Raw genomic sequence first — 16,951 nt, 5'->3', positions numbered from 1 at the left:
TCTCCAATTTGCGAACCAATGTTTGCCAAAGAAGCTTTCGTAAATTTCTTAGCAAAGAACATCGCTAATTGTCTGGCTTGTACAACGTGACGTTTTCTAGTTTTTGACTGTAACGTTTCAACATCCAATTGGAAATAATCCGAAACAATTTTCTGGATATAATCAATTGAAATTTCACGTTTTATGTTTTTAACGAATTTTTCAACTACTTGCTTAGCTAAATCAATAGTAACTTCACGTTTGTTGAAAGAAGATTGAGCAATTAATGAAATAATAGCGCCTTCTAATTCACGAACATTAGATTTAATATTCTTAGCAACGTATTCGATAATTTCTTCTGGCATTTCAACTCCATCACGGAATAAAATGTTTTTCAAAATTGAAATACGTGTTTCGTAGTCAGGTTGGTGTAATTCTGCTGATAATCCCCATTTGAAACGAGATAGTAAGCGTTGCTCAATATCTTGCATGTCAACTGGTGCTTTGTCAGAAGTAAGAATTACTTGTTTTCCGTTTTGGTGTAAGTGGTTGAAGATGTGGAAAAATACATCTTGCGTTCCTGATTTACCCGATAAGAATTGAACGTCATCGATAATCAAAACATCAATTAATTGATAGAAGTGAATAAAGTCGTTACGAGTATTTTTCTTAACCGAATCAATATATTGTTGTGTGAATATTTCAGCCGAAATATACAACACGGTTTTTTCTGGATATTTATCTTTAATTTCAACCCCAATAGCGTGCGCTAAGTGCGTTTTCCCTAATCCAACTCCACCAAAAATTAATAATGGATTGAATGAAGTTCCACCTGGTTTATTTGCAACAGCCATACCAGCACTTCTTGCTAAACGGTTTGAATCTCCTTCAAGGAAATTGTCAAAACTATAATTAGCATTTAATTGCGATTCGATTTTTAAATTACGAATTCCAGGAATAACAAAAGGGTTTTTTAATTCTGGATTTTTATTCACAATTGGCACATCTACTTCCTGAGGTTTTACCGCTGTTCTGTTATAACTCGGAATTTGCTCAGTAAATGGAAGTTTATTGCCATAAGTGTTTTCCATTTTAATTTTATACAATAACTTTGCGCCTGGTCCTAACTCTTTAGTCAAGGCAACTTTTAATAATTTTACATAGTGTTCTTCTAACCATTCGTAGAAAAATTTACTAGGTACCTGAATAGACAACGCATTGTCGTTTAGTTCAACTGACTGTATAGGTTCAAACCAAGTCTTGTAAGCTTGATCTTGAATATTGTCTTTTATGAAAGACAGACAGTTGTTCCATACCGATTGCGCAGTTTTTGTCATAAATTCAATTAATTATTACTTGTTTATTTTAGTTTTGTAATAGGTTACAAAAGTGAACAGAACGGATATTCAGTTCGGATGATTTGGGTTAGCAAATATGTGAACAATTTTTTGTAAAAAAAATTTTTTTAGACTTGATTTTTAAAAAAAAATATTGTAAGCCTAAGAGGATTTTTTTTAATGTTAATTTAATATAGATTTAATATGAGAGAATATCAATTTCAAGTTCGTGTGCGTTACGCAGAAACCGACCAAATGGGAGTCGTTTATCACGGAAATTATGCGCAGTATTTTGAAATGGGACGCGTGGAATGGTTAAGAAACTTAGGGGTTTCGTATAAATGGATGGAAGAAAATGGTGTTATGCTTCCTGTAGTTTCATTAACAATGAATTACAAAAAACCAGCTCGATATGACGACTTGTTGACTGTTAAGACAATATTAAAAAGTCAGACCTCTGTGAAGATAGAATTTGACTATGAAATTTATAATGAAGCAAATGAGTTATTAACAACGGGTTACTCAATGTTAGTGTTTGTTGATATGAAATCGGGACGTCCAATTTTGCCTCCAAGTTATGTTTCGGAGAAGATAAATTCGTTTCTCGAAGTTTAAATTTCGGTTAGTTTTATTTCGTATAAATTTTCAAAAGTGTCCAATAAATTTTGGACATTTTTTTTTCGGATTGAAATTTCGATTTCGCAATCCATTTCCATTTTTTGAGAAACGATTTGCAGATTTTTCTCTTTTATAATACGCATCACTTTATTCATGTGTGCATACCCAAATGAAATGATAAAATGTTTATTAATTGTTTTTTCAACAATTGTTGCATTTTCTAAAGCCATTTGCGCTGCCGTTTTGTATGCAGAAATTAAACCTCCAACGCCGAGTTTTACGCCTCCAAAATAACGAACCACTACAACTAATACATTTGTAACTTCAAATGACTGAATTTGTCCGTAAATAGGCATTCCGGCACTATTGTTAGGTTCTCCATCATCATTAGCGCGGTATTGAATTTTTTCTGTACCAATTTGATACGCATAACACCAATGACGCGCCGAAAAATGTTCTTTTCGTAAACGCTCTAAAATTTCTTTGATTTCTTCTTCAGTAGTTACAGGAAAAGCGTAGCCAAAGAATTTACTGTTTTTTTCTTTGAGTAAAACTTCTTCCGATGGAAAATCTATGGTTTTGTATAAATCGTTTTCTGAAAAATCCATTTTAATAGGTAACTAAATAAAGGGCAAATAAAGCTAATCCAATTCCGAAAGCATTGCGAATCGAAATTTTCTCTTTAAAAAAAAGAATGCCTACAAAAGTAGAAACTAAAACGATAGAAATGTTATGAATCGTAAATAAAGTAGCACTTTCAAACGCTTTTGCTTCTAACATTTTGACTAAGAAATACAACGAAAAATAATTGGGTAAACCCAAAGCAATTCCGCCTAAAATATTTCTTCCTGAAAATTGAATTTTTCCGCGAAGTGTCAAAAATAATATCGTTAGTATCCCAACACTAAAAGCACAGAAAAAAGTTACGGAGGAAAATAAACCGATTTGATTTGAAGGAACATGAAATGTTTGCAAGTACTTTAAACTCGCATCAATAGTACCAGCGCCAAAGAAAACCAAAATAGGATAGAGAAGGTTAGAAGCTTGTTGTACTTCACCAGTTTCTTTTTTGGAAGTAAAATAAACGGCAATTAATGCTAATGCGATTCCAATAATCTTAATAATACCAAGATGTTCATTATATAAGATAACACCCAATGAAATAGGAATTATCACCGACATTTTTGAAGCTACAGATGCCACAGAAAGTCCGTTGCGTTGCGAAGTTAGCGTGGTAGCATAAAACGTAGATATAAAAACAAAGCCTAAAAGAATACTTCCTTTAAACCAATTTTCATTCATAATTTCATTTGGAACAATACTTGTGTCTAAAAAGAAAAGTCCAACTAAAAACGCTACAAAATAATTTACTACTAAAGCTTGTAATGCATCAATATTGAATTTTGCAAAAAGTTTTACAATAACAAAAAGAACGGCATTAAAAAGAATGCTCAGAAGTAAGTAAATCACGGGGTAATTAAATTATTTTTTTATCAAAAAGTTCAACAACATCATCAACTCCTGGTTGTAAATTCCAAACTTGAAAACCTAATTTTTCTGCCATATCTGTATTTTCTTTTTTGTCGTCTACAAATAATGTTTTTTTAGGATTCAAATTATGATTGTTAATTACATATTTGAACGCATTTTCGTCTGGTTTACGCATTCCAATTTCGTATGAAAAATAGACTTTTTCAAAACAACTATAAAAATCGCGAGCAAAAGTTTGCCCTTCTTTGTGTTCAAATTTTTCTATGTGCGTATGATCGGTATTGCTTAAAAGAAACAATTTATATCTTGATGAAATCATTTGTAAAAATTCCAAACGATATAGAGGAAAATCACCTAAAATAGAATTCCAAGCCGCTCTAATTTCAGCTAAATCTGCATTTGGTAAATGTTTTTGAAAACCTTGCATGAATTCGAGTTCATCAATTTTTCCAATTTCGTACTTTTTATTCAAAGCATCTAAATCGTCATGCCAAGCGGTTAGTCCTAATTTTCTAAATTCGGTATCAATAGCTTGTTTGTTTAAATCGATAAAAACATCGCCAAAATCAAAAATAATTGCTTCAATCATAATTCTTGAAAATTTTAAGTTCATCATTCATTATGTCAAAACCAGCAACCGGATTTCCGGAAATATTTGGGGCTAATATGCCGTTTTGAAATGTTGTGTCTCCTTTGAAAACTCGTGCTTCATCCCATAAATCCGTATCTATAAAGGATTGCAGCGTTTTACTACCTCCTTCAATTATGACGGATTGTATGTTGTTTTTATACAAAATATCGCAAATTGAAGAAATCAGGTGAATATCAAAGATAGCATTTTCATAGATACAATTTTCAGTTGAAATGAAATTTTCGCTCTCAGTTATGAAAATTGTTTTTTGCAAATTATTTTTAACGTGATAATTTTCAGAAATTTTCCCTGATTTATCCAACACAATTCGAACTGGATTATTTCCTGAGAAATCACGTGCATCTAATTTTGGATTATCATCCAAAACAGTATTCGTTCCCACTAAAATAGCTTGTTCTTCCGTGCGCCATTTATGAACCAATTGTCTAGAATATGGATTCGTAATCCAAACTGGACTTTTTTCTTCTCTTGAAATCGGAGCAATAAAACCATCTGCTGTTTCCGCCCATTTCAAAATAATAAAAGGTCTTTGCTTTTGATGAAAGGTAAAAAATCGTTTGTTGAGTTCGTTGCATTCGTCTTCTAAAATGCCAACGGTTACATTTTTACCGCTTTCGATTAGTTTTTTAATCCCATTTCCAGCCACTTTCGCAAAAGGGTCAACCGTTCCAACAACTACATTCGGAATTTCATTTGCAATGATTAAATCGCAACACGGAGGCGTTTTTCCGAAGTGACTACACGGTTCTAAACTCACGTAAATAGTAGCTTCTTTCAACAACGATTTATCTTTTACTGAATTCACAGCATTGACTTCCGCATGAGGTTCGCCAGCTTTTTTATGCCAACCTTCGCCAATGATTTTACCATCATGTACAATAACACTTCCCACCAACGGATTTGGATACGTAGTTCCTAAACCATTTTTGGCGAGTTCAATACAGCGTTTCATGTAAAATTCGTGCGTCGTCATAATACAAAAGTAGTATTTTTAAGGGTAAAAAAATAAACATATAAGTCATATAAGTTTGAAAATGTTTAAGAAGTTAATTAACAAGTTCGTATAAGCTTTTAATTTTCTTTTGTGAGCTTTTTAAATCTTTCCAAAATGTAAAAAAATCTTAAATGACTTATATGTTTAAAAAAATCTCAAGTTAATTTATGTAATTTTACCCAACAATAAAAATGCTATGCTAATTAGAGAAATCCAACAAAAAGATAATGAGTCGATTGCTAAAGTAATTCGCGATATTTTTCATGAACTCGATGCCCCAAAAGTGGGAACAGCTTATGCTGACCCAATTTTAGATACGTTATACGAAGTATATCAAGCACCGCGTTCTATTTATTATGTTGTGGAAAAAGAAGGAAAAGTGGTTGGAGGTTGCGGTGTTGCGCCTTTAGAGATGCTGAAACCAGTTCAGCATGACACCATTAAAGTATGTGAATTACAAAAAATGTATTTTGCTCCTGAAATCAGAGGAACGGGTTATGCGGAAAAAATCATTGAAAAATGTTTGGAATTTGCGAAAACACAAGGTTTTGAAATCTGTTATTTAGAAACCTTATCTTTCATGACAACCGCTCAAAAGCTTTACAAAAGAATAGGTTTTGAAAATATCGATGGTCCAATGGGAAATACTGGTCATAACAGTTGTGAAGTTTGGATGACGAAGAAGTTGTAGAATTAAGACTAGTATAATGAAGATTAAGATTTTAGTTTTTTTATTGATATCAATTGTTGGTTTTTCTCAGAAGAAAAAAATCAACGAAGAATACGATTATATCAACAATTACTATCAGTATGTTTATCAGGCGAATTATCAATATTTGAATGGGAATTATCAAAAAGCCTATGATTTATTAAAAACAGCCGAAAAGAATTGTCCATTATTGAATCAAACAGGGATTTATGAGCCTAAAATCTTAGCCGAATGTGCTTTTAGGTTGGGTAAAAAAAAAGAAGCATTAAAGTATGCAACTATATTAGTTAAAGATTACGGATTCAAGTTGAGTTTTTTCGAAAATGACACGATTCTAAATCAAATCAAAAATGTTAAAGGTTGGGGTAAATTAGAAAAAAAAGAGCCTAAATTCAGAGAGGAATACCTTTCGAAAGTTGATTTTAATTTAAGAAAAGAGTTGAATCAAATGAAAATTGATGACCAGAGTGTTAGAACAAATGGATATGATGAGCAAAAAGCAAAGGTAATAGATAGTATTAATCAACTAAAATTGTACAGAATTGTTGTAGATTATGATTTTTTTCCCGAGTATTCATTCAATCAAGTTGGAAATTATAATGTAGATAATTATGATCCTGAAATCTCAGTTTTAGTAATGCATATTAGAAGTAATAAAGCTGATTTTTGGAAGCCAATTTTACTTGACTTAATTAGAAGAGGAAGAGCACCTGCAAGACTTTATGGTGATTTATCGGATAGCATATTAAGAAGTAACGGTGTTTTTGATTATGGGATTTATCAAAATGTTGGTAAAGAAAAGATTAATGATTACGAAAATTTAGATAAACGAAGAATTGCTGTTGGCTTACCGTCAAGAGCTTATCAAGATTTTGTTTATGAATATTGGCAAAAAATATACGAAAAATATAAGAATCAAAATGGTAATTAAAGCACTTAAGACTCACTTTTTCAATTCGTTAAAAAACATCCATGACGAACAAGAAATCGAAAGTTTCTTTTTCATCCTAACCGAATATTTGCATAATTTAAAGCGAGTAGATGTAGCTTTGAATCCAAATTTTGAGCTTTCAGAAGATGATGTTAAAAAGTGGAATGCTATTTTATCTGAATTACAACAAGAAAAACCCATTCAATACATCACAGGTGAAGCTTGGTTTTACGGTTTGCAATTTGAAGTCAATGAAAACACTTTAATTCCAAGACCAGAAACAGAGGAATTAGTTGAGTGGATTTTGAATTCACCCATCACCAAACATCCATCACCCATCAACATTTTAGATATTGGAACAGGAACAGGTTGTATTCCGATTTCATTAAAAGCGAATTTACCTGAAGTCAATGTTTCAGCGATTGATGTTTCCGAAAAAGCATTAGAAGTAGCTAAAAGAAATGCGGTTTCAAATAAGGTTGAAATCAATTTCATTCAAACTAATATTTTAGAAGTGGAAGATTTGAATCAATATTTTGATATCATTGTATCCAATCCTCCTTATGTTCGTAATTTGGAAAAAGAAGAAATCAAGAAAAACGTATTAGACTACGAACCGCATTTAGCGCTATTTGTAGAAGATACTGATGCATTACTTTTTTATAGAAAAATAGCACAATTGGCTTTGAAAAATTTAACTCCAAACGGATTATTATTCTTTGAAATCAATCAATATTTAGGAAAAGAAACCGTTGAATTACTTGAAAATATGGGTTTCAAAAATATCGAATTGAAAAAGGATATTTATGGTAATGATAGAATGGTGAAAAGTACGAGGTAAGAAATAAGAGGTACGAGGTGAAAAGTACAAAAGACGAAATACAATGTACGAAGTGTATTTGAGTTGTTAAGTAGGAATTTTATATTTACAAATTATTTTAAGAGTAAAAATATGAGAATTGATATGAAAGCTAGAACAAAAAAGTTTACTATTGATTGTTCTAATTTATGTTCTAAATTGCCACATTCAAGAGAATTTAATGCTTATGTTAATCAACTCATTAGATCTTCTAGTTCGGTGGGAGCAAATTACAGAGCTTCACAACGTGCAAAATCAACTGCTGACTTTATTAATAAATTAAAAATCGTTGAGGAAGAAGCTGATGAAAGTAATTTCTTTCTTGAAATCATTCTTGAAATAAACAAAAATCAAGAATTACATTCAGAAATTGAGGCGCTATTGAAAGAGGGGAATGAAATTTTAGCAATTATAGTAGCTTCAATAAAAACCTCAAGAAATAATCAAAATTCTAAAAATTAGTATTTTATATATCGTACCTTGTACTTTGTATCTCGTACCTCAAATTTATTTCATATTTTTAATGTACCTGATATTTATCGTAACTCGTACTTTGTACTTCGTACCTCAAATTTACTCGTAACGCAACGCTTCCACAGGGTCTAATTTCGAAGCTTTAATCGCAGGATACAATCCAGAAACAATCGTTACAATAAACGTTGTAATGAAAGCTGCAATAATCGCCATCCATGGAATTACAAAGTCAAAACCAATGGCAGATGCAATGGCAAAACCAATCAAAATTCCTAATAAGATTCCAACTAAACCACCTAGCTGACCAATTACTAAAGTTTCAGTAAAAAACTGCCAAGCAATCGTACTTCGTTTCGCACCAAGCGATTTTCTTACTCCAATTTCACGCGTTCTTTCAGAAACGGAAACCAACATAATATTCATCAACGCAATCGACGAACCAAAAACCGTAATAATTCCAATTACCCAAGCCGAAATTCCTAGAACTGCCGTATTAGAAAGTAAAGTTTGAATCAAATCATCACTACGCTCAATTCCGAAGTTATCTTTTTCAACCGGACTTAATTTTCGAACTCTTCGCATGGTGATAATCGCATCATCAACCGCTTCATCTAAAAGTGCTTCATTGGTAACCATCACGTCTAAATCGTAGTTAATATTAGGAGCCGAAAATAAGGAACGCGCCACTTGTGTTGGAATCAAAACACGTAAATCTTGACTGTTTCCAAACGTAGAACCTTTCTCTTTTAACACACCAATTACTTTAAATTTAGCACCACGAATAGAAATCGTTTTATCTAATGGATTGATATTTTCAAACAATCCTTTTTCAAAATCCGAACCTAAAACACAAACGTAATTGTTGTTTGCTATGTCAAATGAATTGAAATTTCTACCTTTTGTAACTTCTAAACCTTTATTTGGGCAATAATTTTCATCTACACCTACAACCGAAATTTCTGGATCGGTTTTCTTTTCGCCATATTTTACTTCGATAGCAGAACCTGCAGTAAACGATAGCGAAGTGGTGGTAAAAGGGAAATTAAATTTGTCTTGAAAAGCCTTGGCTTCTGGGTAACTTATGATAGGATTGACACGTTGTTCGGTATCGTTTTGATTAATTTCAGAAGAAAAATCGTATTGACTAATTGAAAATGTATTCGCTCCCATAGAAGCAAAATCTTTCAAAATCGTATTTTCTAAAGCCGAAACTACTGTTAGAATTCCAACCAAAGCCGTGATTCCAATAGCAATAATCATAACTGTTAACGAAGTACGCAAAGCCTGACCTTTAATGGAATCAAGCGCAATTTTTGTATTTTCTTTAAATAATCCTACCATGACTATAAGACTAAAAAGTTGTTTGAATGTTACAATATTGTGTTGATTTTTTTAAACATATACTTGTTTTAATCGCTTTGTCATTTCGACGCAGGAGAAATCTCATAAAGAATTTTAGATAATGTGATTTCTCCTGCGTCGAAATGACAGAAATAAATCTAATGCTAAAAAAAATAGATTTTTTATACTGCCGAATATGTTCGATATTTGCACTACGAAATTTTTAAGATTTCTATACTTTCAGAATTCTAAATTCTAAATTCTAAATTTAAAATGGCACAAAAACCAAGCATACCAAAAGGAACCCGAGATTTTTCACCAGCAGAAGTGGCGAAACGCAATTATATTTTCAGTACGATAAAAACCAATTTTGAGAAATTTGGCTTTCAACCTATTGAAACGCCTTCGTTTGAAAACTCAGAAACCTTAATGGGAAAATATGGCGAAGAAGGCGATAGACTGATTTTTAAGATTTTGAATTCTGGGGAATACTATCAGAATTATTCGGTTGTTATTAAAGCTTATGTTAAAAGCATTTATATGCATATAATGTTAGAGCTTAGTAATAAATTAAATAACGAAAATACTGAGGTTAAATTGGAAGTTTTGTTTGATGAAAAATTTATTAAAGGTTTAGTAGATGATATTAATAAAGAATTTTTAAAAGATAATAAGTTATCAAGTTTTTATTCTAAAAGACTTTTTAAAATAGTCGAAGAAGAAACTAAATACTTGAGAAGAAGTAGTATTTTAAAAGATGAGATTTTATTAAACGCTTTGAAAGAATGTAAAGAATGTGATCCTAATTCTAATAGTAAAGTTAAAAGATTTGTAGAAATTTCTGTAGATAGGACTTTGGGGAAGTGGTTTGCAGAACTTGATTCTAGAGATTTAACAAAGCAAATTTCTGAAAAAGCTCTTCGTTACGACTTAACCGTCCCTTTTGCGCGTTATGTGGTGCAACATCAAAACGAAATTGAGTTTCCGTTCAAACGTTACCAAATACAACCAGTTTGGCGTGCCGATAGACCTCAAAAAGGACGTTTTAGAGAGTTTTATCAATGTGATGCTGATGTGGTGGGTTCAAACTCGCTTTGGCAAGAAGTGGAGTTGGTGCAATTGTATGACTCTGTTTTTAGTCAGTTAGGTTTAGGTGGTGTTACGATTAAAATTAACAATCGTAAAATTTTATCAGGAATTGCTGAGGTAATTGGCGCTTCGGATAAATTGATTGATTTTACGGTAGCTTTAGATAAATTAGACAAAATAGGTGAGGACGGCGTGAAAAAAGAAATGTTAGAAAAAGGCATTTCGGAAACAGCGATTGAAAAAGTACAACCGTTGTTCAATTTTACAGGAACTATAAACGAAAAAATAGAAAAATTAGCAAATTTATTAGTGAATTCAGAAGAAGGAATGAAAGGCGTAAACGAGTTGCAATTCATTTGCGATAACGTTACGACTTTAGGTTTACAAACCGCTTTCTTGGATTTAGATGTTACGTTAGCGCGTGGTTTAAATTATTACACGGGCGCTATTTTTGAAGTCGCTGCACCAAAAGGAGTAGCAATGGGTTCAATTGGTGGCGGTGGACGTTATGATGATTTGACAGGGATTTTCGGATTGAAAAATATGTCGGGTGTAGGAATTTCATTTGGTTTAGACCGAATTGCTTTGGTAATGGAAGAAGTTGGTTTATTTCCAGAAGCTGTTTTAGCCACATCAAAAGCGTTATTCTTGAACTTTGGTGATAAAGAAGCCTTGTATGCGATGAAAGCTATCGGAAAATTACGTCAAAAAGGAATCAAAGTTGAATTATATCCTGATAAATCAAAAATTGACAAACAATTCAAACATGCCGATAGAAGAGGAATTCCATTTGCAGTAATTTTAGGAGAATCGGAAATTGAGCGTGAAGAATTTGGATTGAAAAACTTAGCTACTGGCGAACAACAAAAAGTAGACTTTGCAACATTAGTTACTTTATTACAATAATTAAAATCCGAACTTTGTTACACGCAAACTTGTCACGCTGAAAGCGTCCCTTTTTTGCACAGAGATTCACTGAGTTTTTTTGAATTTAATTGTGTTGAAGAGAGATTCACAGAGCGTTTCACTTATTGTAATTGCTCTTGATTTTTGAATTTGAATTTGTCCTTGAACTTGTAATTGATTTTTGATATGAATGTAGACGACGAAGCTAAAAAAGTAATTTGGTCACTTCAGAACAACAAACGTACTGAAGCAGAACGAAATGTATTTGCTCCAACCGGTAAAAAACCGATGAATAAAAACGTAGTTTATGTTTTGTCGGCGATTGGAATTACTTTTTTGATGAGTTTTGCGTTGTCGTTATTTTCTAAGGAAAAGACTCAGTTTTGTTTCTTGAATGATAGTTATTGCTTCAATTCAACTGAAAATCCAATTGCTTACACGTTTTATATTTTTATGAATCTTTGGATTTTAATTTTAGGAATTGGAATCGCTTATTTGATTGGGAAAAAGTTAGGAGATCGTTTTAAGATTTAAATTTTCAATAAATGAATTCAGAAAGTTTTGAAAGCGATTTGCAATTAGCTGAAAAATTACTTTATAACGAATGCGGTTTTCAACTTCAAAATCTTATTTGGAATTCTGAGAGTGCAAATTATGGTGCTTGTTCTTTTGAATTAAATAATAAACGAATTCAATACCGAGTTGCGAATATCACGCCCACAAAAATCGGACAATTTGTTGCTATTTGGAAACGAAATAGCGAAGGTATCACAGCTCCATTTGATGTTTTAGATTCATTAGATTTTATGATTATTTCGGTACGAGATTCTGAAAATTTCGGTCAGTTTATTTTTCCTAAATCAGTTTTAGTTTCCAAAGGAATTATTTCACAAAATAAAAAAGGAGGGAAGCGTGGTATTAGAGTTTACGCACCTTGGGATAAACCCATAAATAAGCAAGCAATACAAACTAAGGCTTGGCAGTTTTTATATTTTGTTGAAATTAAAGAAAACACATTAACAGATTTAGAAAAAATAAATCGGATACTTTCAAATGGATAAGTATCCGATTTTAAATTCTATTATTTGATAACTATTTTTTCGCTAAAGGAATTGCCATCATTGGTTTTTATTTTGGCAATGTAAATTCCAGTGGCAACATTTTTAACTGGTAATTTGATAGTGTTTTCTGAACTATTTACTTCCCAAAGATTAATTTTTTGCCCTAAAATTGAAAATAAAGTAACTTCTTCAATTTCAGTATTTTTTGAATTTATAATTTCTAATTGATGTCTTTCAGAATTAAAGAACACTAATTTTTGATTGTTTTCAAAATCATTGTTTGAAAGTGTTTGATTTGAAAATCGCAACGAAAATCTGCCATTAATTTCACCTGATGAAAGTACCACACTAAAATTTGATGTTCTAATGTCATTATAACTATCATTTGTGTTATCATGAATGTAAATAGGTTGATTTAAATCGAAATTTTCTGTTCCATCAAGCATGAAATTTACGGTTCCAGTTTGACTTGATTTTATTGTTATTGGATAAATAGCATTTGTATTAAAGTAGCCAACACCTTGAATAACCAATTTATAATTATCTAATTGAAAATAAGCATCATCTGGTTGAATATCAATTATTTCTCCATCATAGCCTAAGTTGTAATCATCATTAGCGTTTTCATTCATAAAACCAATCAAAAGCTGACGATGAAAATTTGTTGCACCAGTATATCCTATTCGCATTCTTGTAAAATTATCAGGAATTTCTTCATCATCACCATTTTGTGTGCTTGTAGTAACATTATTTTGTCTAAACATTTCGTTAGAGTTTGCATTGGTTTCTTTTACAAATCTTCTTTGACTGTTTTGAAATATTATTTGTCCACCATTAGAATTTCCAACAACAAAGTAACCTTGTGCAACTGGAATATATCTTCCAGGAATTCTTGTGCTTGAGCCTAAACCACTAATTAAGGCAGGGGAAACAGGTGGTGTTCCTCCAACTAAATTTCTGGTTGCGTAGCCTCCTTGATAACCTGCCAATACATGTGTACTATTGGAAGGATAATGTTCCCAAAAATGAATCGTACCCGTTGTAGCTACTAAATTATCATTGATAAATTCATTAGCATCAAGTGCAGATGGATAAGGATTTCCAACTAAGTTAATGTTATTAATTCCAACTAGAATTCCGCTATTATTGATTAATCCATTATTTGGTTTTCCTGTAAAAACATAATTTTGAAGTTGAATGTTTGGAGGAGTTACAATTCCGCTTCCTTTCATGGTGTAAGCTTGTCCAGATTGCAGTATTGTGTTTTCATTGAATTGTTGCCAATTAGCATATTCTGATGTTAAATTGGTAAACTTGTACAACCAATATCTTGCTAATCTTAGAGGATTTGCAGTGCCGTTTAATCCAGATATCCATGTTATTGGTTGTGGTGATAATGGATTTGTTCCATCTCTCATAACATTTTTAACTGTAAATCCGGTGTTATTATTTGTGGTGCTTGCAATTGTACTTACTGGAGATGACCAATAATTGTAATTGTATAAATTTCCAGTTCCTTTTTGATCTTTTTCAATGGTACCAATACTCGTAGGGTCTAAATCACTATCAGTAGTTTGAAGCAACTGTGAATAATCATGCAAATCGATTTTTCCATCCAATTTTAAATACCAATCGTTTTGTAGTTTGGTATCATTTACAACATCAATTAATACATTTGAATCTACAATCATTCCTAAATCAATATGATTTATGTTTGAATTAATGTTGTGTTTCACATGAACAATTGACCAATCATAATCGGCAATATCTAATCCACGAATTTCTTTTTGAACTGAGTTTGCGGCTGTTGGAAAATCACCTGTTTGTTCTGTTACAAATGGCATTGGCGCTTCTTGAACGGCAATGGTTTTTACATTGAAAATTCTAGCTCCTGGAGTTGTATCTATTGTTAAGGTAGTATGATTATCAATTACATCATCTTTATAATTGTCCATTCTGTAGTAGCGTACAAGATTAGCCCATGGTAAACTTGGAATGTCTTTTGGAATAATGGCACCGCGTGTTTGGCTACTATTATCTTGAATTTCCTGATACACCATTTTTTGGAATTGCGAATCCGTTAACGCAACATTAAACAAGCGAACTTCATCGATTTTTCCTTTAAAAAACTGGGTATTTGTAATTGAATTTTTTCCAATGGTAAAAAGCGAAGTATCTGAAATAGTTCCAGAAACAGAAGTGCTTGCAACCATTTCACCATTTACAAATAATTTCAATAGTTCGTTTGAACCATCATAAACTGCTCCAACATGAATCCATTGTGCCGAATTTAGTGCCAAATTGTTACTTAAAGTTGTTCCATTGGCAACTACTTCTACTTCTTTTGTATTGGTAATTTTTATGTAAAATTTGTCTTGGCTCACCACAATTCCTTCAGAAGAAAATGTAGGGTTAATATTAATCCAAGCCATTAAAGAAACGTTTGGCCAATTGCTTATAATGTTGTTGTCGGTTGCATAATCGTTTCTACCATCAAAATCAATGAATAGTTTTCGTTCTAAATCTCTTGGCGAACCAAAAACAGCGTTATTAGTGTCGAAAGCGTCTAAAATTCCATCTCCATCGGTATCGGTATTTCCGTCGATAATTCCATCGTTGTTGGTGTCTAAACTAGCGTAAAGGGTGTGCGAAATGTCAAGAGTTACTCCGTTTGACATCACATCTAAATAGTCTGGAATTCCATCGCCATCGGTATCTTTAACATAATAAGTAAAAGGCGCTACATTCGTGCCTTGATTGTCATTTCCATAACTATTGAAGGCATAATCATAAATGTCTAAGATTCCGTCGCCAAAGCCTTCTAAATTACCATCACCGTTTGTATCTTTATTTCTAAAATCTTCTGATTCTGGACCATCTCCTGCGCCATCACCATTAATGTCGCCATCACCATTTTCAAAACCTGCATAAGCATTTATATTTCCTGCCCAAGATTCATCTACGTCAAAAACACTATCGTTATCGCTGTCTAAATCTAAGTAATTAGGAGCGCCATCGCCATCATTATCAGGAACAATGTGAGATTCCGCTACATCATGCATTCCATTTTGGTTTACATCTACCCATTGGTACAAATAAGCTTTTCCATCTGATAAATTACCTAAACCCACTTCAACTACATCTGGAATTCCGTCGTTATCTGAATCTAAATCGAATACATCGGCAATGTTATCTCCGTCTAAATCACATAACGTTTGAGAAATTAAGATATCGTCTAAAGCTAAGTCATTTCCAGTACCGCCTGTTTCGTTATTGATGAAAATTACTTGAAAAGCGCTCACATTAAGATTGATATCTGCAGTAAAATGTTGCCAGTCTCCAGCTAAATTTCCAGCTGTAGTAGGTGGAATATCTCCAGTTTCAATAAAAGTAATTAGGTTATTACTCATATCGCGGAATTCAACTCTTACATCAGGTCTTAATCGAGTTGCAATTCCAGGAGCATCTGTTCTATCTAAATTTAAAACCCAAAAACTGTAGGTAATTGGAATGTTTGGAAGTGCTCCTGTAATGGTTGCTGTATAGAAAATTCCTGGTGTGTAAGACGCATTAAAAATAGCCATTCTTCCATTTGGATTTCCTGTATGATCACCACCCATGTGCCAATACGAAGCAGCCCAAGAAGCAATTTGAGCAGATGGACCAACAGTATATTTTCCGTCATTTAAGTCGGTTAAGTTAAGATTTGGACATTCTGGAGTGTTTACTCCAACGGTTCCGTCTTCAAAACAATACGTAGTTAAAGCATTATAAGTTGTATTGATAGTTGTACGACTTCCAGCTCCAAAAGTTTCGTTAAGGAATTTATAATTTACTTTATTTCCATTTAAAGAATTACAATTTGATTCTTCAATATCATCTCTAATTCCGTCATTGTCATCGTCTATGTCAACATTGTCGAAAATTCCATCGTTGTCACTATCGTAAAAGGTTTGAATTCCTTTTCCTGTTATGTCAAATAAAAACGGACTCACATCATCACTATTGCTTGCAATGGATACTTGTGCTGTTTTTGTTCCAATAGAACTTGGATTAAATTGTATCTGGAAAGTACTTGAGTTATTCGTATTGATGGAACTACTCGGATTTTGAATAACCGTAAAATCTGAACTTCCTATGATTTGTACCAAAGGAGTTCCAGTTAAGTTAATGGTATTAGTTCCGATATTTTTTACAGTGAACGTTCTAATTACAGGATCTGAAACAATTTGAGTTTCTCCGAAATCTGTTCCATAACTTGATGAAACCGATGCGTTATGAGCAATGGTTGTATTGTTTAATCCAAGAATTTCTAAATGATTTCCAGTTAGACTTCCATACAAACTAACATTGTCTATGAAATAATAATCAGAAGTATTACTTCCTCCATTTAATTCATCAAATCGAATTCTAATTTTTACTTGTGTATTTCCATTTGGAATAGCATAAGTGTAAGGAGAACCAACAGTGTTACCAGCACTTGCAGCATGGTTAAACGTATAAACATCTG

The 16,951-nt window shown here is 32.4% G+C and carries 15 protein-coding genes; 8 read left to right on the top strand and 7 right to left on the bottom strand.

Going from position 1 to position 16,951, the window contains the following annotated elements; all coding sequences use genetic code 11:
- A partial coding sequence (dnaA, locus tag L6Q46_RS05520; protein WP_291283470.1) for a chromosomal replication initiator protein DnaA occupies window positions 1–1,316 on the bottom strand: 1,316 nt, incomplete at its 3' end.
- Between the two features lie 204 nt (window positions 1,317–1,520).
- Between dnaA and L6Q46_RS05515 the strand changes: the two genes are divergently transcribed.
- Window positions 1,521–1,931: a thioesterase family protein gene (locus L6Q46_RS05515; RefSeq protein ID WP_291283469.1), complete on the top strand. Its 411-nt coding sequence runs from the start codon at window positions 1,521–1,523 to the stop codon at window positions 1,929–1,931.
- On the opposite strand, the gene L6Q46_RS05510 is transcribed toward L6Q46_RS05515, so the two are convergent.
- Genes L6Q46_RS05510 through ribD form a run of 4 tightly spaced genes read right to left on the bottom strand, consistent with a single transcriptional unit; the run spans window position 1,928 to window position 5,050 of the window.
- Window positions 1,928–2,542, bottom strand: a complete 615-nt coding sequence (locus L6Q46_RS05510; RefSeq protein WP_291283468.1) for a YigZ family protein — start codon at window positions 2,540–2,542, stop codon at window positions 1,928–1,930. The two genes, L6Q46_RS05515 and L6Q46_RS05510, sit on opposite strands and share 4 nt — an antisense overlap.
- A 1-nt stretch (window position 2,543) precedes the next feature.
- Complete coding sequence (locus L6Q46_RS05505) at window positions 2,544–3,404, bottom strand: DMT family transporter (RefSeq protein WP_291283467.1); 861 nt, start codon at window positions 3,402–3,404, stop codon at window positions 2,544–2,546.
- Between the two features lie 7 nt (window positions 3,405–3,411).
- Window positions 3,412–4,014 (bottom strand): HAD family phosphatase, encoded by a 603-nt coding sequence (locus L6Q46_RS05500; protein WP_111567727.1) that lies wholly within the window; start codon window positions 4,012–4,014, stop codon window positions 3,412–3,414.
- Window positions 4,007–5,050: a bifunctional diaminohydroxyphosphoribosylaminopyrimidine deaminase/5-amino-6-(5-phosphoribosylamino)uracil reductase RibD gene (gene ribD, locus L6Q46_RS05495; RefSeq protein ID WP_291283466.1), complete on the bottom strand. Its 1,044-nt coding sequence runs from the start codon at window positions 5,048–5,050 to the stop codon at window positions 4,007–4,009. Before ribD ends, L6Q46_RS05500 begins: the two co-directional genes overlap by 8 nt.
- A 217-nt stretch (window positions 5,051–5,267) precedes the next feature.
- Here ribD and L6Q46_RS05490 point away from each other — a divergent pair, with 217 nt between their 5' ends.
- From L6Q46_RS05490 to L6Q46_RS05475, 4 genes are all read left to right on the top strand, one after another.
- Window positions 5,268–5,762, top strand: coding sequence for a GNAT family N-acetyltransferase (locus L6Q46_RS05490; protein ID WP_291283465.1), 495 nt, complete (start codon window positions 5,268–5,270; stop codon window positions 5,760–5,762).
- A gap of 16 nt (window positions 5,763–5,778) precedes the next feature.
- Window positions 5,779–6,711 (top strand): CDC27 family protein, encoded by a 933-nt coding sequence (locus L6Q46_RS05485; RefSeq protein ID WP_291283464.1) that lies wholly within the window; start codon window positions 5,779–5,781, stop codon window positions 6,709–6,711.
- Window positions 6,701–7,552 carry a peptide chain release factor N(5)-glutamine methyltransferase gene (prmC, locus tag L6Q46_RS05480; protein WP_291283463.1) on the top strand — a complete coding sequence of 284 codons (852 nt, stop codon included), beginning with the start codon at window positions 6,701–6,703 and terminating at the stop codon, window positions 7,550–7,552. The genes L6Q46_RS05485 and prmC overlap by 11 nt, the downstream gene beginning before the upstream one ends.
- 123 nt (window positions 7,553–7,675) lie before the next feature.
- Window positions 7,676–8,032: a four helix bundle protein gene (locus L6Q46_RS05475; protein WP_291283462.1), complete on the top strand. Its 357-nt coding sequence runs from the start codon at window positions 7,676–7,678 to the stop codon at window positions 8,030–8,032.
- 111 nt (window positions 8,033–8,143) lie between these two features.
- Here the strand turns inward: L6Q46_RS05475 and L6Q46_RS05470 are convergent, their stop codons facing one another.
- Window positions 8,144–9,385 carry an ABC transporter permease gene (locus tag L6Q46_RS05470; RefSeq protein WP_291283461.1) on the bottom strand — a complete coding sequence of 414 codons (1,242 nt, stop codon included), beginning with the start codon at window positions 9,383–9,385 and terminating at the stop codon, window positions 8,144–8,146.
- A 273-nt stretch (window positions 9,386–9,658) separates the two neighbouring features.
- On the opposite strand from L6Q46_RS05470, the gene hisS reads away from it, so the two are divergent.
- From hisS to L6Q46_RS05455, 3 genes are all read left to right on the top strand, one after another.
- Window positions 9,659–11,380, top strand: a complete 1,722-nt coding sequence (hisS, locus tag L6Q46_RS05465) for a histidine--tRNA ligase (protein ID WP_291283460.1) — start codon at window positions 9,659–9,661, stop codon at window positions 11,378–11,380.
- A 186-nt stretch (window positions 11,381–11,566) separates the two neighbouring features.
- A complete protein-coding gene (locus tag L6Q46_RS05460; protein WP_291283459.1) occupies window positions 11,567–11,914 on the top strand; it encodes a hypothetical protein in 348 nt (115 codons plus the stop codon).
- An 11-nt stretch (window positions 11,915–11,925) separates the two neighbouring features.
- The gene (locus L6Q46_RS05455) at window positions 11,926–12,441 is read left to right on the top strand and encodes a MepB family protein (RefSeq protein WP_291283458.1); all 516 of its coding nucleotides are present in this window, start codon (window positions 11,926–11,928) and stop codon (window positions 12,439–12,441) included.
- Window positions 12,442–12,461: 20 nt separating this feature from the next.
- On the opposite strand, the gene L6Q46_RS05450 is transcribed toward L6Q46_RS05455, so the two are convergent.
- Window positions 12,462–16,951: LamG-like jellyroll fold domain-containing protein (locus L6Q46_RS05450; RefSeq protein WP_291283457.1), on the bottom strand; the 4,490-nt coding region annotated here is incomplete at its 5' end.

This window comes from Flavobacterium sp. (genome assembly GCF_023151265.1).
Classification (GTDB): Bacteria; Bacteroidota; Bacteroidia; order Flavobacteriales; family Flavobacteriaceae; genus Flavobacterium.
Note: the sequence above shows the minus strand (reverse complement) of the source record. Positions and strands in the feature narration are given on the sequence as shown.